Genomic DNA, 22083 nt, shown 5'->3' with positions numbered 1-22083 from the left:
GTCAGGGTTCGATCAGCAGCAGGAAGGCGCAGGCGACCAGCAGGACGCCCATCACGATGTCGACGCCGCGGCGCACCGCAGGGCGCACCAGCCACCGGGCCAGCCATGCGCCCAGCGCGGCCCACAGCAGCAGGCACAGGGTGGGGATCAGCACGAACAGTGCGGCCAGCGGCAGGTAATCGCGCAGGCCGGCGGCCGGCATCGCCGCCAGCACGGTCAGCACGATCACCCAGCTTTTCGGGTTGAGGAACTGGAAGCCGATCAGACCCAGGGGGCCGGCCGGCAAGGCCGCCGACGTCGCGGCGGCGTGTCGTGGCGCGACGCCGGCGGCGCACAGCGATACGCCGAGCCAGACCAGGTACAGGGCGCCGATCGCGCCGGTCCACCGCCGCAGTGGCGGGTGCGTGGCGAAAGCCGCCCCCGCACCCAGCGCCACCACGGCGAGCAGCAGCAGGCCGCCGCACACGATGCCGACGATCGCCGGCATCGCGCCGCGCAGGCCGGCATGCCCTGCCGTGCGCAGCACCACCAGGTTGTTCGGGCCGGGCGTGATCGCGGCCACGTAGAGCAGGCCGCACGCGGCGAGCAACGGATCCATGGGGTTCCCTCATCGGCAATGGTCGAATGAAGTGCATTTTCGAGCGCATCGGTGGTCCGTGTCGCAAGGTTTATGGTCTAAAATTCCGACCATGAACGAATTGCCGTTGAATGCCCTGCGCGCGTTCGCCATGGTCTACGCGCATGGCGGCGTGCGTGCCGCCGCGCGCGAGCTGGGCATGGCGCACTCCTCGGTGAGCCGGCACCTGGGCGAGCTGGATCGCTGGCTGGGCGTGCCGTTGCTGCGCGCGGCGGCCGGGCGCGGTCCGCTGGTGTTCACCCCGCAAGGCGAGGCGCTGGGTCGCGCCATGCTGTCCGGCCTGCGCGAGATCGAACAGGCGGTGGCGGCGTTGCGCGAGACCCGCCCGGCGCACGCGGTGACCCTGTCCGCCTCGCCGTCGTTCGCGATCCGCTGGCTGCTGCCGCGGTTGCCAGCGCTGGAAAAGGCACACCCGAAGGTCGAGCTGTCGGTGCAGGTGGAACAGCGGCTGGACGCGTTGGACGATGGCCGCATCGACCTGGCGATCCGCATGGGCAACGGACCATGGCCGGGGCTGTATGCCGAGCCGCTGATGGACGACGCGCTGTACCCGGTGATGAGTCCGGCGTTGTGGCAGGCGTCCGGGCGTCCGTCGAAACCGGCGCAACTGGCCGACCTGCGCTTGCTGCACGACCGCGACCCGCAGGCGGCGTGGGAACTGTGGCGGCAGGCGCACGGGCCGGCCAAACTTTCGCTGCAGGGCGGCGCGCGCTACACCTCGTCCGACCTGGTGCTGCGCGCGGCGATGCAGGGCCAGGGCGTGGCGCTGGCGCGGCACCGGCTGGCCGCGGACGATGTGGCGAACGGCAGCCTGCTGCGCCCGTTCGGCGAGCTCGACGTACCGCTGGGGCCGTCGTACTGGATCGTGCGGCCGCCGGCAAAACCGCGCGCCGCGGTGGCTGCGGTGATCGACTGGCTGCGCTGGCAGGCGGCCGGCGCCGGCACGCGCTGATCAGCCGCGCGCCAGCGCACCCTCGACGAACTGCTGCAGCTGCGCCGCATTGAGCGCACCGGATTGCCGCGCGATCTCGCGGCCCTGCCTGAACATGATCAGGGTGGGGATGCTGCGGATGCCGAAGCGCCCGGCCAGTTGCGGCTGCGCCTCGGTATCCAGCTTGGCCAGCCGCAGGCGTGGTTCGAACTTGCCCGCGGCCTGCACGAACACCGGCGCGAAGCCGACGCACGGCCCGCACCACGGCGCCCAGAAATCCACCAGCACCGGCAGGTCGCCGCGGCCGGCGATCGCGTCGAAATTCGCCGCGGTCAGCTCCACTGGGTGTCCCTCGAACAACGCCTGCTTGCAGCGGCCGCAGTTCGGGTGTTCGCCGAGGCGTTCGGCCGGCACGCGGTTCAGCGCGCCGCAATGCGGGCAGGGGATGGCCAGCGGTGTACTCATGGCAGACTCCGGTAACGGGGCAGGCGCCAGGCGCCAACGCCGACAAGATGGCGGCGCCCGTTGCCGAAACCAAGCCGAGCCGACATGCCGCGACGTTCCGACTCATCCGCTTCACGCTGGCCGCAGCGAAGCCTGCTTGCGTTGGGCATGTTGTGGACCTTGCCAAACAGCCTGGCTGGCCTGCTGCTGGGTTTGGCCGGCGTGGCCTTCGGCGCGCGGTTGCGCTGGCAGCCGCGCGAACGGGCGATGGTGGCGCGGCGCTGGCCGTGGGGCGGCGGGGCGTTGACCCTGGGCAACGTGATCGTGCACACCGGCGAGCGGCTGGACGTGCCGTGCCTCACCTACGCGCATCGCGCCGGCCGCTGCATCGAGCCGCCGGTGTCGCTGGCCGACCACGAGCGCGCCCACGTCTACCAGTACATGCTGCTCGGTCCGCTGTTTCTGCCGCTGTACCTGCTGTGCGGCGGGATCAGCGTGCGCAATCCGTTCGAGCGCGCGGCCGACCGCTATGCCCGCACGGGGCGTGGCTGGTGGCCGTGACGGCGAACGGCGGATGACATCACCGGCGGTGCGCACGCCGGCAGCCATCAATGGCCGTCGTTGTCGTCGCGCTTGTCCCGATCGTCCCGATGTTGAGCCGGCTTGCCTTGCGATCGTCCGTGCGCCGGCGGCTGGCCGTGGACAGGGCCGCGCTGGTTGCCCGGATGGGCGCCAGGTTCGTTGACGCGCTGCGGCGGGCCGCCGGCCTGCTCGACGTGCACGGCATGCCCCCGGTTTGCCGGTCCCTGCCGGTCGCTATCCTGGTATCCCGGTGCGGGGTGGTCCTCGCGGGAGTCGTGCCGCTGGTTCCGGCGGTAGCTGTCGGTCATCTCGGGCCGTCCCCGATACGGGCGGCTGAGGGGCGGCGGCGGTGGCCGGCGTACGAAGGGCCGGCCGTACCAGCGGTCGCGCTCGCGGTAGAACGGCCGGTCGCGATAGTAGTGGTCCCAGTAGTTGCCGATCACGAAGGTGACGATGGGAATGCCGATCTGTGCGCCGTAGGCGGGCAGCAGCACGGGCCCGTCCTGGTATTCGTATTCGATGAAATTGCCGGCGACCCAGCCGCGATCGCCGTAGACGATCACGTCGCACCATTCCCAGCCCTCGGTGCAGCCCTGCACGTCGACTTCCGTGCCAGCCGGGATCTGGTCGATCAGCGGATAATCCGGGTCGGGCCCGGCTCGCAGGTTGACGTTGCCAGTGACGTAGGCATCCGCCGCGTGGGCGGGCGCCGGTACCAGCAGCGCCGCCGATGCCGCCGCCAGGGACGCGATCGCGAACAGGACAGGACGTTTCATGCTGGCGATCTCCAGATGAGGCCGTTGCCTGTCTGTATGCGCGCGCAAAAGTGAGGGTGCCGTCGTCGGGGCGTTATCCGGCCGGGCTGGATTCAGCTTGTCCGCGCCACGAAGCGCAGCGCCACCGAGTTCATGCAGTAGCGCAAGCCGGTCGGTTGCGGGCCGTCATCGAAGACGTGGCCGAGGTGGCTGTCGCAGCCGGCGCAGCTGATCGCGATACGATCCATGCCGAACATGGCGTCGTGGCGCTCGATCACGTTGCGCTTCGCAATGGGCTGCCAGAAGCTGGGCCAGCCAGTGCCGGAGTCGAATTCGGTAGCAGCGTCGTACAACGCCGTACCGCAGGCTATGCAGCGGAACAGGCCGGGCACGGCGGGCCGTTCGTGCTCGCCGCTGAACGCGCGTTCGGTGCCGTCGTGACGCATGATCTCGTACGACGCCGGCGCCAGCCGCTGCCGCCATTGCGCGTCGCTCAGCACCAGCTGCGCCACCTTGCGCGCGCCGAGATCGTGGCCGGCGTCGTCGAAGATCTCCAGCAGCACCTCGCCGGGTCGGCCGACCGGCGTGTTTGCCGCGGCGTGCAGGCGCGGCAGCAGCAGGCCGCCGCCGACGGCCAGCAGTGCGCCGCCGCCGATTGCGGCGCGCAGGAAGCGGCGGCGATCCATCGCGAGGGTTTCATCAATGCGGGACATGGCAACCTCCGTGGAACGGTGGGTGGTTCAGCCGAACGTGAACGCGTACGCCTGCACGCCCGGGTCCAGGAATTCGATCTCGAACAGCCGCTCGCCGCTGCCGTGGGCCTGGCGTATCAGCTGGTACAGCCGCTGGCCGGTGATCGTGCCGTTGCCGTCGGCATCGGCGTCCATGCCGTGGTCGGCGCCGGGCGGCTTGCCGTCGATGGTGACGCGGTAGCGGATCGGCTTGCCGTCGCTGGCGGGGCCGAGCACCAGGTGCAGGTCGCGGCCGCGGAAGCGGTAGACGATGGCGCCGCCGGCCCGGTCCAGCTGCGCGTTCTCGTCGTGCACGGTCCAGCGGCCATCGAGCGACCATTGGTCCGCGGCGAGCGAGGAGGGTGCGTGATAGTCGTGTGCGTCGTCGTGCGCCACCCGGCCGCCGACGAAGTTCATCGCGCGGGCATAGCCGACGTAGGTTTCCGGCGAACGGGTGGGATCGTTCGACGCGGCCGCCTCGACGCCGCGATGGTCGTCGCTGACGTAGCCGCCGGGCAGGTTCTTCTGGCCGGCATCGGCCAGCAGCTGGCGGATCACGTCCTCGCTTTCCCGGTACTCGCCTTCGCCGAAGTGGTGGTGGCGGATCTGCCCCTGCGCGTCGATGAAGTAGTGTGCCGGCCAGTACTCGTTGTTGAAGCCTTTCCAGATTGCGTAGTCGTTGTCGAGCGCGACGGGATAGTCGACGCCAAGATCCTTGATCGCCTTGGCGACGTTGGCCGGGTCCTTCTCGAATGCGAACTCCGGTGCGTGCACGCCGATCACCACCAGGCCATGGTCCTTGTACTTGTCGGCCCAGCCTCGCACGTACGGCAGCGTGCGGATGCAGTTGATGCAGGAGTAGGTCCAGAAGTCGACCAGCACCACCTTGCCGCGCAGCGACTCGGTGGTCAGCGGCGGGCTGTTCAGCCATTGCGTGGCGCCGGCCAGCGACGGGAACGTGCCTTCCACCGGCAGCGGCTCGCCGGCCTTCGGCGCCGGCTGCGGTGCCGGTGCCGGACGCACCGCGTTGATCAGCTTCTGCTCGATGCCGCCGGTGCTGGCCAGCGAGACGCGGGTGAGCGGGCCGGTATCCAGGCCCAGCGCGATAGCGGCTACGCCGCACAGCACCAGCACGCCGAGCGTGCGGCGCACCCATTCGCCGGCGCCGAGCGAGCGCTTCATCAGGGCGAACACCTTGCCGCCGATCAGCAGCGCCAGGCCTAGCGAGGTGGCCGCGCCGGCGGCGTAGGTGAGCAGCAGCAGGGTGGTCTGCACGCTGGCGCCGTTCAGCGCCGCGCCGGTCAGCAGCAGGCCCAGGATCGGCCCTGCGCACGGCGCCCACAGCAGGCCGGTGGCCACGCCGAGGCCGGCCGCGCCCCAGACCGAATCGCCGTCGCCGGCCGAACGCTGCGACAGGCGATTGCCCAGCGCCACGAACGGGCGGGTGATCCATTCGGCCAGGTGGGTCGACAGCAGGGTCAGGCCGAGGAAGGCCAGCACCGCCATTGCCACCCAGCGGCCGTACTGGTTCGCGTGCACCGCCCAGCCGCCACCCAGCGCGGCCAGCGTGGCGACCGCGGCGAAGGTGATCGCCATGCCCAGCAGCATCGGGAAGCCGTTGCGCATGAACGGCCGGTCGGAACGGGCGAACACGAACGGCAGCACTGGCAGGATGCACGGGCTGAGGATGGTCAGTACGCCGCCGAGGTAGGCGAGGATCAACACGAGCATGGTGGGTATCCGTGGAAGGTTGTCTGGTTATTCGCCGGCGTGCCGGCGGCGGTTACCTGCAGGTACGGGGTAACGCTGGGGCCGGATGCGGCGAATACCCCACAGGCGTTCCGCCGTGGAGCGAAGCATGTCGCAAGCCTTGACCGCCACCGTCTGCATGGGTCTAGATAGTGGACTTTCCCTGCGGAGGAGTCCCGCCCCGACCGTGTCAGCCGACGTCGCCACCGCGAACGACAGCGAAACGCCCGAGCGGCGCCGGGCGGCGTGGATGGCGGCTGCGCAGGCCGGCGACCGCCGCGCCTACGAGAGGCTGCTGGCCGATTCGGTGGCGCTGATCCGTGCCACCGCGCGGCGTCAGGGCGTGGCGCCGGACGGCCTGGACGACGTGGTGCAGGAGACCCTGATCACCGTGCACCGGGTGCGCCATACCTACGACCCGACCCGCTCGTACGATGCCTGGCTGACCGCGATCGCCAGCCGCCGCGCGATCGACGCGCTGCGCAGCCGCGGCCGTCGCGACAGCCGCGAGCTGCACGACGACTACGCACTCGACCGGCACCCGGATGCCGACGACGCCAGTGCCGCCACCGAGAGCGGGCAGCGCGCGCAACGGCTGCACGAGGCGATCGCCGAACTGCCACCGGGCCAGCGCGAAGCGGTGGAACAGCTGGGCCTGCGCGAGCGTTCGCTCAGCGAGGCAGCCGAGCTGACCGGGCGCAACACCGGCGCGCTGAAAGTGAACCTGCACCGCGCGTTGAAGGCGCTGCGCGAACGTTTCCATGGAGAACCCTGACGTGATGTCCGACCCGCAATCCCATGAGGCCTTGATCGACCGCCTGGGCACCGATCTGGTGCCGGTGCGGCGTCTGCTGCCGCCATGGCTGCGCACCGCCGGCTGGCTGCTGCTGGTGCTGGCGCTGGCGGTCGGGCTGCTGCTGCATTACGGCGCGGACCCGATGCTGCGGCGCTGGGCCGCCACGCCGGACCTGGCCTGGGCCGGCATCGGCGCAGTGATCACCACGATCAGCGCGGCGTGGGCCGCGTTCGCGCTGGGCGTACCGGGGCGGCGGGCGGCGTGGGCATGGCTGCCGTTGCCCGGCGCCTTGCTGTGGATCGGTGCCAGTGGCCTCGGCTGCCTGCGCACGTGGATCGCGCCGGGGACGCAGCTTGCCGGCATGCATCAGACCGCCGACTGCCTGCTCTTCATCATCGGCTTCTCGGTGCCGCTGTCCGCGCTGCTGATCCTGCTGCTGCGCCGCGCCTGCCCGCTGCGGCCGGTGCTTACCGCCGTGCTGATCGGGCTGGCCAGCGCGGCCGCCTCGGCCAGCCTGCTGGAGATCTGCCACGCCTACGATTCGGCCGCCACCGATCTACTGACGCATGCGCTGGCCGTCGTCGCGGTGGTGGGTGTCAATGCCGCGATGGGCGGGCGGCTGTTGTCGAAAGCCTGAGGTCGCGCCCTACGTCGTTCCGGTGAGAGGTCGCCACGCAGTTGCCGTGGCGGGGTGAAACGCGGCTCAGTCGCGGAAGTTGTCGAACTGCAGCGGCAGTTCGACGTCCGACTTGCGCAACACCGCCATTGCCGCCTGCAGGTCGTCGCGCTTCTTGCCGCTGACGCGTAGCTTGTCGCCGTTGATCTGCGCCTCGACCTTGAGCTTGGCCGCCTTCAGTTCGGCCACCAGTTTCTTGGCGATCGGCTGCTCGATGCCCTGCTTCACGGTGATCTTCTGGCGCGAGCCGCCCAGGTTACTTTCCGGATCGCCCGCATCGAGCGCGCGGATGTCGATCTTCCGCGCGGTCAGCCGGCCGCGCAGGATGTCCAGCATTTGCTGCAGCTGGAATTCGCTGGGTGCGCTCTGGGTGATCACGCCATCGTCCAGCACGTATTTCGCGTCCACGCCCTTGAAGTCGAAGCGCGTGGCCAGTTCGCGGTTGGCCTGGTCGATCGCATTGGTCAGTTCGTGCTTGTCGACTTCGGAGATCACGTCAAAGGAAGGCATGGCGGCGGCTCGCTGGGAACAGGGGCAAAGTGTAAGCGATGCGGCTAGGCGATAATGCGCGACCTGTGGCGGCGCGAGGATGCCGGTTCGTGAAAGTGGACGTGTTGATCATCGGCGCCGGCGCCGCGGGCCTGATGTGCGCGATCGCCGCCGGCCAGCGTGGCCGCCGCGTGCTGGTGGTCGACCACGCCAACAAGGTCGGCAAGAAGATCCTGATGTCCGGCGGCGGGCGTTGCAATTTCACCAACATGGGCGCGACGCCGGCGAACTACCTCTCGGCCAACCCGCATTTTGCCAAGTCCGCGCTGGCGCGCTACACGCCGTGGGATTTCATCGCGCTGGTCGAGAAGCACCGCATCGCCTACCACGAGAAGGAACTGGGCCAGCTGTTCTGTGACGACTCCTCGAAGCAGATCGTGCGCATGCTGCTGGACGAATGTGCCGCCGCCGGCGTCACGGTGGAGGCGAGCTGTGGCGTGCAGCGCGCGCGCAAGACGCCGGAAGGCTTCACCGTGCACACCGCGCGCGGCGAAGTGCACGCTGAATCGCTGGTGGTCGCCAGCGGCGGCCTGTCGATTCCCAGCATGGGCGCCAGCGGCTTCGGCTACGAACTGGCGCGGCAGTTCGGCCACGCCGTGCTGCCCACGCGCGCGGGCCTGGTGCCGCTGACCCTGAGCGGCAAGCACCAGGAGCACTACCAGGACCTCGCCGGCGTGGCGCTGCCCGTGGTGGAGACGCGGGTCGGCAAGCAGGGTTTTCGCGCCGGCCTGCTGTTCACCCATCGCGGGATCAGCGGCCCGGCGATCCTGCAGATTTCCTCATACTGGCAGCCGGGCGACGACCTGCGCATCGACCTGCTGCCGGACCTCGACATCGGTGCGTACCTGGTCGAACAACGCGCGGCGCGACCGCTGGCGGAACTGAAGACCGTGCTCGGCGAGGTGCTGCCGAAGCGCCTCGCGCAGCGGCTGTGCGAGCAGTGGCTCGGCAACCGCCCGATGCGCCAGTACCGCGATGCGGAGCTGGTGCAGATCGGCGTGCAACTCAACACCTGGCCGATCACCGCCAGCGGTACCGAAGGCTACCGTACCGCCGAAGTCACCCTGGGCGGTGTCGATACCGACGGACTCTCCTCCAGCACCATGCAATCGAAACTCGTGCCCGGCCTGTACTTCATCGGCGAGGTGGTCGACGTCACCGGCTGGCTCGGCGGCTACAACTTCCAGTGGGCGTGGGCTTCGGGGCAGGCGGCGGGGGAAGTGGCGTGACAGGCGGATTTCGCGCGGATTGAATATTGCGCGTGTTTCACTGGGTGCCGGTTTCGGCATGAGGACACCTGCATGAAAGTCGGATTCATCGGTCTCGGTGCGATGGGCAGCGCGATGGCCAGCAACCTGCTGGCGGCCGGCCAAACGCTGACGGTGTGGAACCGTTCCGTCGCGGCCACCGAGCCGCTGGCCTCGCTGGGCGCCCGGGTCGCGCGCAGCGCCGACCGCGCCGCGCAGGGTGAGGTGCTGTGCAGCATGCTGGCGAACGACCAGGCGGTGCGCGAGGTGTTCCTCGACGGCGGCCTGCTCGATGCGATGGATCGCGGCACCGTGCACGTCAACCATGCCACCATCTCGGTGGCGCTGGCGCGGGAGCTGGCCGCGGAACACGCGAAGCGCGGGCTGGAGTACGTCGCCGCGCCGGTGTTTGGCCGTCCGGACATGGCCGCCGCGGCGAAGCTCAACATCCTGGTGGCCGGCAAGCCCGCTGCCATCGAACGCGTGTGGCCGCTGCTGGAGGCGATGGGCAGCAGGCTGTGGCCGTTGGGCGAGGCGCCGGAGCGCGCGAACGTGGCGAAGATCGCCGGCAACTTCATGCTGGCGGCGGCGATCGAAAGCATGGCTGAAGCCACCGCGCTGACCCGCGCCCACGGCGTCAGCGCGGCGGACTTTCTCGACGTGATGACCAATACCCTGTTCGCCGCGCCCGCCTATCAGGGCTACGGCAAGTTGATCGCCGAGCAGCGCTTCAAGCCGGCCGGGTTCGCCTTGCCGCTAGGCTGCAAGGACGTGGGGCTGGCGCTGGCCGCGGGGGAGGCGCAGTGCGTGCCGCTGCCGTTCGCCGGCGTGCTGCGCGACGCCATGCTGGAGGCGCTGGCCGCCGGCGATGCGGAGCTGGACTGGTCGGCGCTGGCGCTGGTCGCCGCGCGCCGGGCGCATCTGGACGAGCGTGGCTAGCCGGTGCGGCGCGTTACGGCGTCCACGCCAGTGCGCCGTCGATCACCGTGTGGCTGCGTCCGCCGACCCAGATCGCGTTGCCGTCGATGTGCACGATCAGTTGCGCGTCGTGGCAGATCTCGCGACCCTGGCTGACCTTGTAGCCGCGGGCCAGCGCGCCGTGCGGTTCGGCGTGCACGATATACGCGGCGATCAGTCCGTTGGCGGCGCCGGAAGCGGGGTCCTCGACGATGCCGACACCGGACGGAAACGCGCGCACCACCAGCCGGTAGTCGGGGTGGCTGCTTCTCGCGAACGCGCACAGCCCCATGCTGTCGCTGGCCCTGGCCAATGCGGCGATCGCCGCGTGGTCGGGCTGCCACGCACGCAGGCTGGCTTCGTCCGCCACTTCGGCCAGCCACCAGCGGCGGCCGCCGTCGACCAGCGCCGGCGGCAGCACGCCCAACTCGATGCCGGCCAGCGTGGCCGCCAACAGCGGGTGGGCGTCGCGACCGGTGTCCAGTACGCGTTCACCGGGTGATTGCAGCAGCAGCTCGCGCCCGGCGCCGCTGCCCTCGACGCGGATCGGCAGCACGCCGGCGCCGCATTCCTGCCACAGCAGGCCGTCACGCGGTTTCGCCAGGCCGCATTCGAGCACCGCATGCGCGCTGCCGATGCTGGGGTGGCCGGCGAACGGGATTTCCTTGTGCGGGGTGAAGATGCGCACGCGGTAACTGGCTTTCGGGTCGGTTGGCGGCAGCAGGAAGGTGGTCTCGACCAGCGCCGTCCAGCGCGCGAAGCGCTGCATCGCCTCGGTGTCCCAGTCATCCGCGCCGAGCACCACGCCGAGGTGGTTGCCACCGCCCTGAGTGGCGGGGAAGACGTCCAGGTGCAGGTAGCGAAGCGAAGTCATGGCATGCGTCGGGCGACCGTCGTGGCCGCGTAAGGCGGCGAATGATAGCTGCCTGCCACGGCTGCCGGCAGTGATCTTTCGGAATATGGCGTGACGGAAGGTGCATGAGCCGGAAAGAAAGTCGACAAGTCGCGGCAGCGGCCCCAAGATGTGTGCTTTTGTTGCCGGACGTGGAACCGCCCATGCTGATCACCCTGGCCATCATCGCCATCACTTGTATTGTCTCGTTCATGGCGCTCAAGAATGGCCGCCTGCTGAACGACCTGATCCTGTGGCCGCCGGCGATCGCCCGCCAGCGCGAATACCATCGCCTGGTGACCTATGGCCTGGTGCATGCGGACTTCGGCCACCTGCTGTTCAACATGGTCACGCTATTCTTCTTCGGCCGGGTGATGGAAGGCTTCTTCGCCTCGCGGCTGGGTCCGTTCGGCTTCGCGCTGTTCTACATCGGCGGCCTGGTGGTCTCGATCCTGCCGACCTACCTGAAGAACCGCAACAACCCGAACTACCGCAGCCTTGGCGCGTCTGGCGCGGTGTCGGCGGTGCTGTTCGCCTTCATCCTGCTGGCGCCATGGTCGCGCATCATCGTGCTGGTAATCCCGATGCCGGCGATTGTCTACGCGGTGCTGTACACCGGTTATTCGATCTACATGGACCGGCGCGGGCAGGGCAACGTCAACCACAGCGCGCACCTGTGGGGTGCGGCATATGGCGTGGTCTTCACCCTGCTGGTGGAGCCGCGGGTGCTGCCGCATTTCCTCGATGCGCTGATGCGGCCCAGCTTCTGATGATGCACGTTTCCTGCGCTGTGTAATGCCTGCCACGGCCGGGGCGTGCATACTGGTCATGGTTTCACCGCTCACCGCAGGAGAAAGCACGCATGGCCATGCCCCGCAAGTCGGCCGCGAGGACATCCGCGGCAAAGAAAGCCACCGCCAGCAAGACGCCCGCCGCGAAAACGGCTGCGAAGAAGTCCACCCCGCGCAAGGCGGCGGTGAAGAAGGTTGCCGCGAAGAAGGTCGCGACAAGGAAAACGGCGATGCGGAAACCCGCGGCCGGCAAGCTGACGGTGAAGAAGGCAACGAAGAAGCCGGTGGCGAAGAAGGCTGCGACGGGTAAGGTTGCCGCGAAGAAGGTGATCGCGAAAAAACCGGTGGCGAAACAGGCCCCGGTCAGGCAGGTCGCAGCGGGAAAGCCGGTCACCAAGCAGCCGGCGGTCCGGTCCGTGGCCCCCTCCGTCGTTGCTGCGAAAAAACCGGCCTCACGCGAACGTCCACCGGAGCCGGTGCCGACCCGGTACCTCAGCCAGGAAGACGCCGTGGCGAAGATCCAGGCCCTGCTGGAAGCCAAGCGGGGCGGGTGAGGCGGAAATCAGGTCGGCCGGATGCCCAGCCTGACTCGGTCGGGATCGGGCAACGCCGGCGGCATGCGTACCGGCATCCAGCGAAGCGAGCAGGGCCGACGCAAGGGCTGATCGCCGCCGCTCCAGTGGCCGCTTCCACGATGCGAAGCCAGGCAGGACGGCAATACATGGCTGGCGGCTAAACGCCGGTAGGCGGCGCGGCGAAACTCAGTGCGTGTTCAAGCAACCCGGCCTAACGTGAAACTGCTACTCCCACTCGGGGACGGATCATGAAACGCCTGCTGGCCATTGTTGTCCTGATCGTCGCTGCCGCGATGCTGTCAGGCTGTTATTACGATCCGGGCTACAGCTATGTACGTGGCTCCGGCTACAGCGGCGATGCCTACTATGGCGACGGCGGCAACGCCTACTACGTGGCGCCGGGTTACTACGACGGCTATTACGGCGGTTACTACGGCTGCTGCTATGCACCTGGCGTGAGCGTGGGCGTCAGCAGCACGTGGTACGGCGGCTCGCGCTACCGGCACGACGACTATCGCTACCGCGACCATCGCGATTATCGCGGCCATGCCGGCCAGTGGCAGGGCCATCGCGACGGCCACGGTGATTATCGTGACGGCAACCGGCAGCGGCGTGGTGGCCACCGCGACCGTGATGATCGCGACGATCGCCGCTGAGGCTTGAGGCACCATCGGGGGATGCCCGGATTCGTGCCGCCACGCATACGCATTCCTAGGCTCATCGCCGTCGCGGCGGTGGGCCTTTTGCTGGGTGCCTGCGGCAGCCTGCGCTACTACGCGCAGGCAGTGCACGGGCAGGGCGAGCTGGTCGTGCACCGGCGTGCGATAAGCCAGCTGCTGCGCGATCCGGCCACCGACCCGCAACTCGCCGCGCGGCTGCAGCAGGCGCAGCGGGCACGCCGCTTCGCCTCGCAGCAGCTGGCCCTGCCGGACAACCGCAGCTACACCGGTTATGTCGCGCTGGATCGGCCCTACGTGGTGTGGAACGTATTCGCCACGCCGCGCTACTCGGTGCAGGCCGTGCCGCAGTGCTTCCCGGTCAGCGGCTGCGTCGCCTATCGCGGCTGGTTCAGGGAAGCCGATGCGGAGGCCGATGCGGCGCGGCTGCGCGCGCGTGGCGATGATGTCTGGATCGGCGGCGTGCCGGCGTATTCCACGCTGGGCTGGTTCGCCGATCCGATCCTGTCGAGCATGCTGCGCTGGGATGACGACGAACTGGACGGCACGATCTTCCACGAGCTGGCGCACCAGCGGATATACGTGAAGGGCGACACCGCGTTCAATGAATCCTTCGCGACCTTCGTGCAGACCGAGGGCCTGCGCGAATGGCGCCAGTCGCGTGGCCTGCCGCCGCCGGACGGGCGTGCGCGGGCAATGGACGAGGGCTTCACCCGCCTGGTGCTGGACCTGCGTACGCGCCTGGCGAGCCTGTATGCCAGCGGCGCCGACGCAGCGGCGATGGAGGCGGGCAAGCAGGGCGAGATCGCGGCGTTCCGCGTCCGCTATGCGCAGTGGCGCGAGCGCGACTGGCCGGGCGACCACCGCCACGACGCCTGGGTGGCACAGCCGATCAACAATGCGCGGCTGCTGCCGTTCGGCCTGTACGAGCGGTGGACGCCGGCATTCGCCGTGCTGTTCCAGCGAGCTGGGCGCCACTGGCCGGCGTTCTATGCCAGCGTGCGCGAACTGGCGCGCGAGCCGGAGGCGCAGCGCGAGCAGGCGCTGCAGGCGTTGGCCGGTGCACGGCAGGCCGAAGCGCCGGCTGGGCCGTGAGCGGGCTACCCTCAACCGCCGCTCTTGCGCCCCGCCATGTGCCGCAGGTAGGCCAGCACGGCGTCGAGGTCGGCGTCGGACAGCGCGTGCGTGTCGAACCCCTGCATCTTCGCCTGCGGCCATCGCCGCAACGACTGCGGGTTGCGGATGAACGCGCGCAGCAGGTCGGCGCGCAGGTATTCGGTGGGATTGTGCGGGAGGTTCAGGTCGGGGCCGAGCCGTGCGTCGCCCTGGCCGTTGAGCGTGTGGCAGGCGAAGCAGGTGCGCTGGAATACCGCGAAACCCCGCCGCACTTCGCTGTCCGGCGGCAGCGAGGAAGCGGGCAGGATCGCCGGGAAGCGTTCGGCCACGTCGGCCAGCTTGCGGATGCTGGCCAGCTGGTACGGCCACTGTTCCGGGCCGACGCCGGCGGCCTGCGGCCGCGTCCACACCACATAGAACGGCCCGGCGCGGCCATGCCCGGGCAAGGCAGGCCACGGCCGCGCTGCCTCCTCGATCGCCAGCCAGGCTTCGCTGCCTTGCGTGTTCAGCAGCAGCGCGGCGGGTATCTCGGCGGCAAAGCCATCGCCGGCGACGAACTGCAGGTGATCGCCGGGATGGATGCCTTCGAGCAGCGCGGCCAGCGGCACCGCGCGGAAGTGCATCGTGCGCCGGAACGCCACGTCGCCGGGCACGCTGATGGTTCGCGCGTCGCCACGCTTGAGCAGGGTTTCGCTGTGGTAGGTGACGACGCCGTGACCGAGATCCACCTTCAGCTCGGCGGCCGTCGCGGGCAGGGTCAGACACAGTGCAAGCAGGTACGCGGCGAGCAGCTTCATGGTCGATCCCTGCTGAGGTAAAGAAATTGTAGACGGCGGATGCGTGAATCGTCGCGTCCGTCCGTGGCGGCCAGCCTGTCGGAAAGCTGAACAAACATCGTCATACAGGTTGAACTCATCTGCTGCCGGCCACACTAAGCACGTGTATCGCCGTGATGGCGACAGGAAGTGGCGCAATGCATCGCGTCACTGAGGGGCCGGCATTTCCTCCCCTGGATGCTGCCTGACAAACCCCATCAGTCCTCCCCTGGCTGATGGGGTTTTTTTTGTGCGGAACAAGCGGCGCGGTTCGCGTGGATAATGGCCATACCGCTCCATTCCCCGGCTCCCGATGATCATCGATTCGCTGCTCGACACCGACCTGTACAAGTTCTCGATGATGCAGGTGGTGCTGCATCAGTACCCGGCCGCCCAGGTCGAGTACCGCTTCAAGTGCCGCACGCCCGGCATCGACCTGGTGCCGTACATCGACGAGATCCGCACCGAGCTGAAAGCCCTGTGCCAGCTGCGCTTCGCGCCGGACGAGCTCGACTACCTGCGCACGTGGCGCTTCATCAAGAGCGATTTCGTGGATTTCCTGGGGCTGTTCCAGCTCAACGAGAAGTACGTGGAGATCGCACCGGCCGCGGCAGGCAACGGCGAGATCGAGATCCGCATCTGCGGGCCGTGGCTGCACACCATCCTGTTCGAGGTGCCGCTGCTGGCGATCATCAACGAGGTGTACTTCCGCAACACCAGCGGTGGCCTCGACCTTGCCGAGGGGCGCCGGCGGCTGCTGGCGAAGATCGAACTGCTGCGTGACACGCCGGACTACGCCGGCTGCAAGATCGCCGACTACGGCACGCGCCGGCGCTACTCGCGGGTATGGCAGGAAAAGGTGGTGACCCTGCTGCGCGAGGGGCTGGGCGAGCAACTGGCCGGCACCAGCAACGTGTGGCTGGCGCGCAAGCTCGACCTGACCCCACTGGGTACGCTGGCGCACGAATACCTGCAGGCGCACCAGGCGCTGGGACCGCGCCTGCGCGACTCGCAGGTGGCCGCGCTGGAGGCGTGGGCGAAGGAATATCGCGGCGACCTCGGCATCGCGCTGTCGGACGTGTACGGGCTGGAGGCGTTCCTGCGCGATTTCGACATGTACTTCTGCAAGCTGTTCGACGGCACCCGCCACGATTCCGGCGACCCGTTCGCCTGGGGCGAGAAGGTGCTGGCACATTACGGCGCGAACCGCGTCGATCCGCGCAGCAAGGTACTGGTGTTCAGCGACGGTCTGGACATCCCGCGGGTGATGCAGCTGTATGCGCACTTCCGCGGCCGCTGCCAGCTCGCGTTCGGCGTGGGCACCAACCTCACCAACGATGTGGGGCCCGCGCCTCTCAACATCGTGATCAAGATGATCCGCTGCAACGACCAGCCGGTGGCCAAGCTCAGCGATTCGCCGGGCAAGAACATGTGCGAGGACGAGGCCTACGTGGCGTATCTGCGGAAGGTGTTCGACATCCCTGCCACGCAGGGGTAAGCGTGCATCCTCAGAACGCCGGCAGCACGGCGCCGTGGTACTTCTGCTCGATGAACGCCTTGATCTCGGGACTGTTCAGAACCCTGGCCAGTTTCTGCACGCGCGGGTCGTTCTGGTTGTCGGGGCGGCCGACCAGGTAGTTCACGTAGGGCGAGTCCTTGTCCTCGATCAGCAGCGCGTCTTTGGTGGGGTTCAGCCCGGCGGCCAGCGCGTAGTTGGTGTTGATCAGCGCCAGGTCCACCTCGTCCAGCGTGCGCGGCAGCATCGCTGCTTCCAGCTCGCGGAACTTCAGGTGTTTCGGGTTCGCGGTGATGTCCTTCAGCGTGGCCATCTGGTCGGTCGGGTCCTTCAGCGTGATCAGGCCGTGTTTCGCCAGCAGCAACAGCGCGCGGCTGTTGTTGCTGGGATCGTTCGGCAGCGTCACGCTGGCACCGTCGGGCAGCTGGTCGATGCTCTTGTATTTGTGCGAGTACGCACCGAACGGCTCGATGTGCACGCCGGTGATGATGGTGAGCCGGGTGCCGCGCTCGCGGTTGAACGTGTCCAGGTAAGGCTTGGTCTGGAAGTAGTTCAGGTCGATGGCCTTCTCGGCCACCTGGGTATTCGGCTGCACGTAGTCGGCGAACACCTTGACCTGCAGCTCCACGCCTTGCTTCGCCAGCAGCGGCTTGGCCTGCTTGAGGATTTCCGCGTGCGGCACGGCGGTGGCGGCCACGGTGAGGACGTTGTCGTCCTGCTTGCCGGGGCTGGAGCAGCCGGCCAGCAACAGCAGGGTCAGGGTGAGCGAAGCAAGCAGCAGTCTCATGGCAGATTCACTTGTGCAATGCACCATGATAAGCCGTCTATACTGCCAAATACAAACGCGTGGCACGCGAGGCTTCCGGCGCGTCACGACTTCGGTGCGGCATAGCCGGCCAGCAGGAGCAGGGCCAGTATCGCGGCGACGGCGGCGAGTAGCAGATTCATGGCGGCGACTCTCGTGGGTGGCCAATGAAAGTAGGCCGCCGATGCCGCCAGACGCAAATGACCAGATCAGCGTTGCTTATAACGCATCACGATGTGGTCGCCGATCATCTGCAACAGCTGCACCAGCACGATCAGCAGCACCACGGTGACCAGCATGTAATCGGACTTGTAGCTGAGGTAGCCGTAGCGGTAGGCCAGGTCGCCCAGGCCGCCGGAGCCGATCGCGCCGCCCATCGCGGTGTAGCCGACCAGCGCGATCGCGGTGACCGTGATGCCGGCGAACAGGCCGCCGCGGGCTTCGGGCAGCAATACGTGGCGAACGATCTGCCACAGGCTGGCGCCCATCGCCTGGCTGGCCTCGATCACGCCCTGCTGCACCTCGCGCAGCGCGGTCTCCACCAGCCGCGCGAAGAACGGCGCGGCGCCGATCACCAGTGGCGGGATCGCGCCGCGGATGCCCAGTTTGGTGCCGACCAGGGCGTAGGTGACCGGCATCAGCACGATCATCAGGATGATGAACGGCACCGAGCGCAGGATGTTCACCAGCAGCGAGGTCACCGCATAGAGCTTCGGCATCGGCCGCAGCTGGCCCTTGCCGGTGAGGTACAGCAGCACGCCCAGCGGCAGGCCGATCAGCACGGTGAGGGCGAGCGAGCCGCCCAGCATCAGCAGGGTGTCGATGCAGGCGCGGCCGATCTCGGCCCAGTCGTCGATGTTCGGAAAGAGTCTTGGCAGCGGGTTCATCGGTGCAGCTCCTCGATCTCGATGCCGGCCTTGCGCAACATGGCCAGCGCGGCGTCCACCCGTTCGCCCTGCATCGCCAGGGTGAGCTGGCCGTAGGGCAGGTCCTTGATGCGGTCGATGCGGCCGGCGAGGATGTTGAACTCCACGCCGGTCTCGCGCGCCACCTGGCTCAGCGACGGCGTCAGCGTCGCATCACCGCGGAAGCTCAGGCGCAGGATGCGCCCGGGCACCCGGGCGAATGGCGCCAGTTCACTGGCCGCTTCCTCGGGCAAGGCCTCGTTGACGAAACGCTTGGTGGTGGGGTGCTGCGGATGCAGGAACACGTCGGCTACCGCGCCGCGCTCCACGATTACGCCGGCATCAAGCACGGCCACGCGATCGCACACGCGGCGCACCACGTCCATCTCGTGGGTGATCAGCACGATGGTGAGTTTAAGCTCGCGGTTGATCTCCGCCAGCAGCTCCAGCACCGAGGCGGTGGTCTGCGGGTCGAGCGCGCTGGTGGCCTCGTCGCACAGCAGGAGGGACGGCCGGTTGGCCAGCGCGCGGGCGATGCCGACGCGCTGCTTCTGGCCGCCGGAAAGCTGCGACGGGTACTTGTCGGCGTGCGCGGTCAGGCCGACCCGCGCCAGCAGCTCGTCGACGCGCGCGCAGCACGCCGGCGTCGCGTTCGCCGGCCAGCCGCAGCGGAAACGCCACGTTGTCCGCCACCGTCTGCGAGGCGAGCAGGTTGAAGTGCTGGAAGATCATGCCGATCCGGCGCCGCTGTGCGCGCAGCGCCGGTTCGGCCAGCGCGGTCATCTCGGTGTCGCCCACGAAGATGCGTCCGCCGCTGGGTCGTTCGAGCAGGTTGATCAGCCGTATAAGCGTCGATTTGCCGGCGCCGGACAGGCCGATGATGCCGAACACCTCGCCGTCGGCGATGTCGAGGCTGAACGGCTGCAGCGCGGGAATGTCCCTGCCGTCGACGCGGTAGGACTTGTGCACATCGACGAAGCGGATCACGGTGGGGAAGTGGCCTGCGGACGGGTGGGCCATTCTATGCCACGGGCAGGGGCGGCGATGGCGTATGCTGCTGGATTGATCCATCAAGACGGAGCCCGTCCATGTCCAGCGTCTACGATTTCACCGTCCGCGATATCGACGGCAACCCGCGTTCGCTCGCCGAATGGCGCGGCAAGACCCTGCTGATCGTCAACGTCGCCTCCAAATGCGGCTTCACGCCGCAATACCAGGGGCTGGAAACACTGTGGCAGGACCAGCGCGACAAGGGCCTGGTGGTGCTGGGCTTTCCGTGCGACCAGTTCGGCCACCAGGAACCCGGCGACGAGGCCGAGATCCGGACCTTCTGCAGCACCCAGTACGACGTGACCTTTCCGATGTTCGCCAAGCTCGAGGTGAACGGCGAGCACGCCGATCCGCTGTACAAGTGGCTGAAGAGCGAAGGCAAGGGCATCCTCGGCAGCGAGTCGATCAAGTGGAACTTCACCAAGTTCCTGGTCGATGCGGACGGCCAGGTGGTGAAGCGCTATGCCTCCACCGACACGCCGGAGAAGATCGGCAAGGACACGCAGGCGCGGCTGGGCGGCTGAGCTGCCGTCCACGCCGGCAACTGGCAGCGCCTGGCGCGGCAATCCCGACGCAGCCTGCCGGCGGTTTGCGCGCTTCTGGTAACCTACGCGGTTCGTGTCGGCACCTGGCCGGCGGACTTGAACCTATTCGCGAGAACCTCATGCAGATTGCCCAGAACTCCGTTGCCGCCTTCCATTACACGCTGACCGACGACGCGGGCCAGGTCATCGACAGCTCCGAGGGCCGCGAGCCGTTGACCTACCTGCATGGCAGCGGCCATATCGTGCCGGGCCTGGAAAAGCAGATGGAAGGCCGCGTGGTCGGCGACAAGTTCACCGCCGACGTGGCACCGGAGGAGGGCTATGGCGTCCATCACGCCGAACTTATGCAGGAAGTGCCGCGCGCGGCGTTTCAGGGCGTCGACGACATCCAGCCCGGCATGCAGTTCCAGGGCCACGGCCCGGAAGGCCAGATCAACGTCACCGTGACCAAGATCGAGAACGACGTGGTCTTCATCGACGCCAACCACCCGCTGGCCGGCAAGACCCTGCACTTCGCCATCGAGGTGACCGACGTGCGCGGCGCCACCGAGGAAGAGCTGGAGCACGGCCACGTGCACGGTGCCGGCGGTCATCACCACTGAGCGCCGGCGCGGCCAGGCCGCGATCCGCTGATACGCGAAGGCCCGGTGCTTGCACCGGGCCTTCGTCGTTTTGCGGTCCCGCCTAGTACCAGTCGAGCAGCGACACGCCCAGCCCCAGATAGGTGGCGTTGTGGTTGTAGTCGATCAGGCTTTCGCCGTAGCCTTTGAATACCTCCATGTAGCCGCGCAGGTTGCCGGCCACCGGGAAGCTCCAGCTGAAGCGCGCCGAGCCGTGGCTGTCGCTGCCGCCACGCAGGGAATGGCGCAGCAGCATGCCGAATTCCTGGCCGCGCCATTCATGCACGATCTGCATCTCGCCGCGGCCCATGTAGTTGCTGATGTCGGGGTTGTTGTCGTCGCGGCGCGCCTCCGGGACGCGCCACCACGGGCGCAGCATCACGGTCCAGCCGTCGCGCTCGAAGCCGATGTTGGCGATCACCCGGTTCCAGCTGCGCGACAGCGGATTGCTGCGGCCGTTGGACTGGTGGTTGAAGCCGATGCCGAGCATCCGCCCGTCCCAGCCCAGCAACTGGTAGTGGGTGTCGAACACCAGCATCGCCTCGGGTTCGTAATTGGTTTCGCGGAACGGCCGTGACGCCTTGGCGTTGTACACCTGCCAGCGCGAGGACTGGGTATAGCCCACCCACAGGTCGCCGGCGTCGCCGAATACGCCCTGCCACAGCTTGGACTTCAGGCTGAGCTGGAACTTCATCTCGGCATTGTCCAGTTGCTCCCCCGGGCCCGGCACGGTGTTGTCCGGGTTCGGGCTGTGTGGCCGGTTGTTCTGGTTGCTGGTAGCGAATATCGGCAGCACGAACACCGGCTTGTAGCCGCGGATGTTGAAGGTGCCGAGCTTGCTTTCCGGCGACAGCTCCCAGCGGCTGTCGAGCAGGGACAGCGGGGCGGCCACCTCGCGGTTGGTTTCCGCGCCGGTGCCGGACGCCTTCTGGCGGTCGCGGCTGAAGATGCCCGGCGTCGCGGTGGCCTGGTCCACCCGTTTCTGCGCGATCGGCAGGTTGACCCGGCCGGTCGCATGGTCGTAGCAGGCCAGCCGCTGGGCGTCGCTTTCGATCGCGGTACAGGCGCGGATGTCGGTGGGGTCAGGGTTCTGTGCATGCGCGGCGGCGGTCAGGGTGCCGGCGAACAAGGCCAGAAGGACAGCCGCGGTCGAACGTTTCATGAAGGAAAGTTCCTGGCAGATCAGCGGAGCAGTCTAGCGGAGTGGCGATGGACCACGATGACCTGCACATGAAAACGCCGGCCGCGTGTGCGGCCGACGTCTGCGGCACACGGACTTATTTGCCGGCGACCCAGCGTTCGTACTCGCTCTTGCTGATGTGGCCGTCACGGTTGTGGTCGGCGTAGAGGAAGTCATTGGCGAGCAGTGGATAGGCCGAAGCCTGCTCTTCGCTGATGTACTTCCCGCCGCCGGACAACTGCTCGAAAGCGGGTGCCGGGCCGGCCGGCGGAGGTGGCGGCATGCTCGAATGCACGACCAGTTCGCCGGCCGGCGTGTTCATGGTGGCGGTGTCGGACTGGCCGGTGGGTGATGCTGTCGCCGGCATGCCCGGTGTAGTCGGCGTCGCTGGCGTCGGTGGCGTCGGTGGCCGTCACCCCTCGCACGCGCGCGTCCATCATTGCTACTGCCTTCCCGGCTGATCGGAGCGTTGGGGCGGCTGGGCCGGCCCCCCAGGGCGTGCGGGACTTTCTCTTCTGTACTTCTTCGACGCCACGACGGAG

The 22083-nt window shown here is 68.2% G+C and carries 24 protein-coding genes and 2 pseudogenes; 13 read left to right on the top strand and 13 right to left on the bottom strand.

The genetic code is table 11. The features are described from left to right. Position 1 precedes the first annotated feature (1 nt). On the bottom strand, positions 2-598 hold the full coding sequence (locus IMW82_RS15840; RefSeq protein WP_211005257.1) for a LysE family translocator: 597 nt from the start codon (positions 596-598) through the stop codon (positions 2-4). 91 nt (positions 599-689) lie between these two features. Between IMW82_RS15840 and IMW82_RS15835 the strand changes: the two genes are divergently transcribed. After that, complete coding sequence (locus tag IMW82_RS15835; protein WP_211005256.1) at positions 690-1589, top strand: LysR substrate-binding domain-containing protein; 900 nt, start codon at positions 690-692, stop codon at positions 1587-1589. On the opposite strand, the gene trxC is transcribed toward IMW82_RS15835, so the two are convergent. Beyond that, entirely contained in the window at positions 1590-2033 is a 444-nt protein-coding gene (trxC, locus tag IMW82_RS15830; protein ID WP_108471148.1) for a thioredoxin TrxC, read from the bottom strand. A gap of 84 nt (positions 2034-2117) precedes the next feature. On the opposite strand from trxC, the gene IMW82_RS15825 reads away from it, so the two are divergent. Then, positions 2118-2573 carry a hypothetical protein gene (locus tag IMW82_RS15825; RefSeq protein WP_211005255.1) on the top strand — a complete coding sequence of 152 codons (456 nt, stop codon included), beginning with the start codon at positions 2118-2120 and terminating at the stop codon, positions 2571-2573. Positions 2574-2620: 47 nt separating this feature from the next. Here the strand turns inward: IMW82_RS15825 and IMW82_RS15820 are convergent, their stop codons facing one another. The 3 genes from IMW82_RS15820 to IMW82_RS15810 all read right to left on the bottom strand — a co-directional run bounded on the left by IMW82_RS15820 (position 2621) and on the right by IMW82_RS15810 (position 5811). Further along, complete coding sequence (locus tag IMW82_RS15820) at positions 2621-3370, bottom strand: SH3 domain-containing protein (protein ID WP_211005254.1); 750 nt, start codon at positions 3368-3370, stop codon at positions 2621-2623. Between the two features lie 92 nt (positions 3371-3462). Then, the gene (gene msrB, locus IMW82_RS15815; RefSeq protein ID WP_211005253.1) at positions 3463-4062 is read right to left on the bottom strand and encodes a peptide-methionine (R)-S-oxide reductase MsrB; all 600 of its coding nucleotides are present in this window, start codon (positions 4060-4062) and stop codon (positions 3463-3465) included. 27 nt (positions 4063-4089) lie between these two features. Beyond that, positions 4090-5811: a cytochrome c biogenesis protein DipZ gene (locus IMW82_RS15810; RefSeq protein WP_211005252.1), complete on the bottom strand. Its 1722-nt coding sequence runs from the start codon at positions 5809-5811 to the stop codon at positions 4090-4092. A 205-nt stretch (positions 5812-6016) separates the two neighbouring features. On the opposite strand from IMW82_RS15810, the gene IMW82_RS15805 reads away from it, so the two are divergent. Together IMW82_RS15805 and IMW82_RS15800 are read left to right on the top strand one after the other, a co-directional pair. After that, complete coding sequence (locus IMW82_RS15805) at positions 6017-6604, top strand: sigma-70 family RNA polymerase sigma factor (protein ID WP_345777141.1); 588 nt, start codon at positions 6017-6019, stop codon at positions 6602-6604. A 4-nt stretch (positions 6605-6608) separates the two neighbouring features. Further along, positions 6609-7262 (top strand): NrsF family protein, encoded by a 654-nt coding sequence (locus tag IMW82_RS15800; RefSeq protein ID WP_211005381.1) that lies wholly within the window; start codon positions 6609-6611, stop codon positions 7260-7262. Between the two features lie 66 nt (positions 7263-7328). Here the strand turns inward: IMW82_RS15800 and IMW82_RS15795 are convergent, their stop codons facing one another. Then, positions 7329-7811 carry a YajQ family cyclic di-GMP-binding protein gene (locus tag IMW82_RS15795; RefSeq protein WP_211005251.1) on the bottom strand — a complete coding sequence of 161 codons (483 nt, stop codon included), beginning with the start codon at positions 7809-7811 and terminating at the stop codon, positions 7329-7331. An 89-nt stretch (positions 7812-7900) separates the two neighbouring features. On the opposite strand from IMW82_RS15795, the gene IMW82_RS15790 reads away from it, so the two are divergent. Both IMW82_RS15790 and IMW82_RS15785 read left to right on the top strand, forming a co-directional pair. Further along, the gene (locus IMW82_RS15790; RefSeq protein ID WP_211005250.1) at positions 7901-9079 is read left to right on the top strand and encodes an NAD(P)/FAD-dependent oxidoreductase; all 1179 of its coding nucleotides are present in this window, start codon (positions 7901-7903) and stop codon (positions 9077-9079) included. A gap of 72 nt (positions 9080-9151) precedes the next feature. Beyond that, positions 9152-10036 (top strand): NAD(P)-dependent oxidoreductase, encoded by an 885-nt coding sequence (locus IMW82_RS15785; protein WP_211005249.1) that lies wholly within the window; start codon positions 9152-9154, stop codon positions 10034-10036. A 13-nt stretch (positions 10037-10049) separates the two neighbouring features. Here IMW82_RS15785 and IMW82_RS15780 read toward each other — a convergent pair whose 3' ends face one another. Then, positions 10050-10928, bottom strand: a complete 879-nt coding sequence (locus IMW82_RS15780) for a PhzF family phenazine biosynthesis protein (protein ID WP_211005248.1) — start codon at positions 10926-10928, stop codon at positions 10050-10052. Positions 10929-11110: 182 nt separating this feature from the next. Here IMW82_RS15780 and IMW82_RS15775 point away from each other — a divergent pair, with 182 nt between their 5' ends. From IMW82_RS15775 to IMW82_RS15760, 4 genes and pseudogenes are all read left to right on the top strand, one after another. Further along, positions 11111-11716, top strand: a complete 606-nt coding sequence (locus IMW82_RS15775; RefSeq protein WP_108471157.1) for a rhomboid family intramembrane serine protease — start codon at positions 11111-11113, stop codon at positions 11714-11716. A gap of 152 nt (positions 11717-11868) precedes the next feature. Beyond that, positions 11869-12291: pseudogene (locus tag IMW82_RS15770) on the top strand (histone H1-like repetitive region-containing protein); the annotation flags it as partial. Positions 12292-12560: 269 nt separating this feature from the next. Then, positions 12561-12968, top strand: coding sequence for a hypothetical protein (locus tag IMW82_RS15765; protein ID WP_108471159.1), 408 nt, complete (start codon positions 12561-12563; stop codon positions 12966-12968). Between the two features lie 21 nt (positions 12969-12989). Further along, a complete protein-coding gene (locus IMW82_RS15760) occupies positions 12990-14084 on the top strand; it encodes an aminopeptidase (RefSeq protein WP_211005247.1) in 1095 nt (364 codons plus the stop codon). An 11-nt stretch (positions 14085-14095) separates the two neighbouring features. Here the strand turns inward: IMW82_RS15760 and IMW82_RS15755 are convergent, their stop codons facing one another. After that, complete coding sequence (locus IMW82_RS15755) at positions 14096-14902, bottom strand: cytochrome c (RefSeq protein WP_211005246.1); 807 nt, start codon at positions 14900-14902, stop codon at positions 14096-14098. 331 nt (positions 14903-15233) lie between these two features. On the opposite strand from IMW82_RS15755, the gene pncB reads away from it, so the two are divergent. Beyond that, positions 15234-16418 (top strand): nicotinate phosphoribosyltransferase, encoded by a 1185-nt coding sequence (pncB, locus tag IMW82_RS15750; protein WP_211005245.1) that lies wholly within the window; start codon positions 15234-15236, stop codon positions 16416-16418. Positions 16419-16428: 10 nt separating this feature from the next. On the opposite strand, the gene IMW82_RS15745 is transcribed toward pncB, so the two are convergent. From IMW82_RS15745 to IMW82_RS15735, 3 genes and pseudogenes are all read right to left on the bottom strand, one after another. Beyond that, complete coding sequence (locus tag IMW82_RS15745; RefSeq protein ID WP_211005244.1) at positions 16429-17223, bottom strand: MetQ/NlpA family ABC transporter substrate-binding protein; 795 nt, start codon at positions 17221-17223, stop codon at positions 16429-16431. A gap of 227 nt (positions 17224-17450) precedes the next feature. Continuing rightward, entirely contained in the window at positions 17451-18128 is a 678-nt protein-coding gene (locus IMW82_RS15740) for a methionine ABC transporter permease (protein WP_211005243.1), read from the bottom strand. Continuing rightward, a pseudogene (locus tag IMW82_RS15735) lies at positions 18125-19133 on the bottom strand (methionine ABC transporter ATP-binding protein). Before IMW82_RS15735 ends, IMW82_RS15740 begins: the two are co-directional and overlap by 4 nt. 101 nt (positions 19134-19234) lie before the next feature. On the opposite strand from IMW82_RS15735, the gene IMW82_RS15730 reads away from it, so the two are divergent. Beyond that, a complete protein-coding gene (locus tag IMW82_RS15730) occupies positions 19235-19720 on the top strand; it encodes a glutathione peroxidase (protein ID WP_211005242.1) in 486 nt (161 codons plus the stop codon). Positions 19721-19860: 140 nt separating this feature from the next. Then, positions 19861-20343 (top strand): peptidylprolyl isomerase, encoded by a 483-nt coding sequence (locus IMW82_RS15725; RefSeq protein WP_211005241.1) that lies wholly within the window; start codon positions 19861-19863, stop codon positions 20341-20343. A gap of 82 nt (positions 20344-20425) precedes the next feature. Here the strand turns inward: IMW82_RS15725 and IMW82_RS15720 are convergent, their stop codons facing one another. Continuing rightward, positions 20426-21523 carry a phospholipase A gene (locus tag IMW82_RS15720; RefSeq protein ID WP_211005240.1) on the bottom strand — a complete coding sequence of 366 codons (1098 nt, stop codon included), beginning with the start codon at positions 21521-21523 and terminating at the stop codon, positions 20426-20428. 115 nt (positions 21524-21638) lie between these two features. Further along, complete coding sequence (locus tag IMW82_RS15715) at positions 21639-21908, bottom strand: hypothetical protein (RefSeq protein WP_244754380.1); 270 nt, start codon at positions 21906-21908, stop codon at positions 21639-21641. Between the last annotated feature and the right edge of the window lie 175 nt (positions 21909-22083).

It is taken from the genome of Rhodanobacter sp. B2A1Ga4 (assembly GCF_018101315.1).
Lineage (GTDB): Bacteria > Pseudomonadota > Gammaproteobacteria > Xanthomonadales > Rhodanobacteraceae > Rhodanobacter > Rhodanobacter thiooxydans_A.
This window is presented reverse-complemented; position numbering and strand designations above follow the sequence as displayed.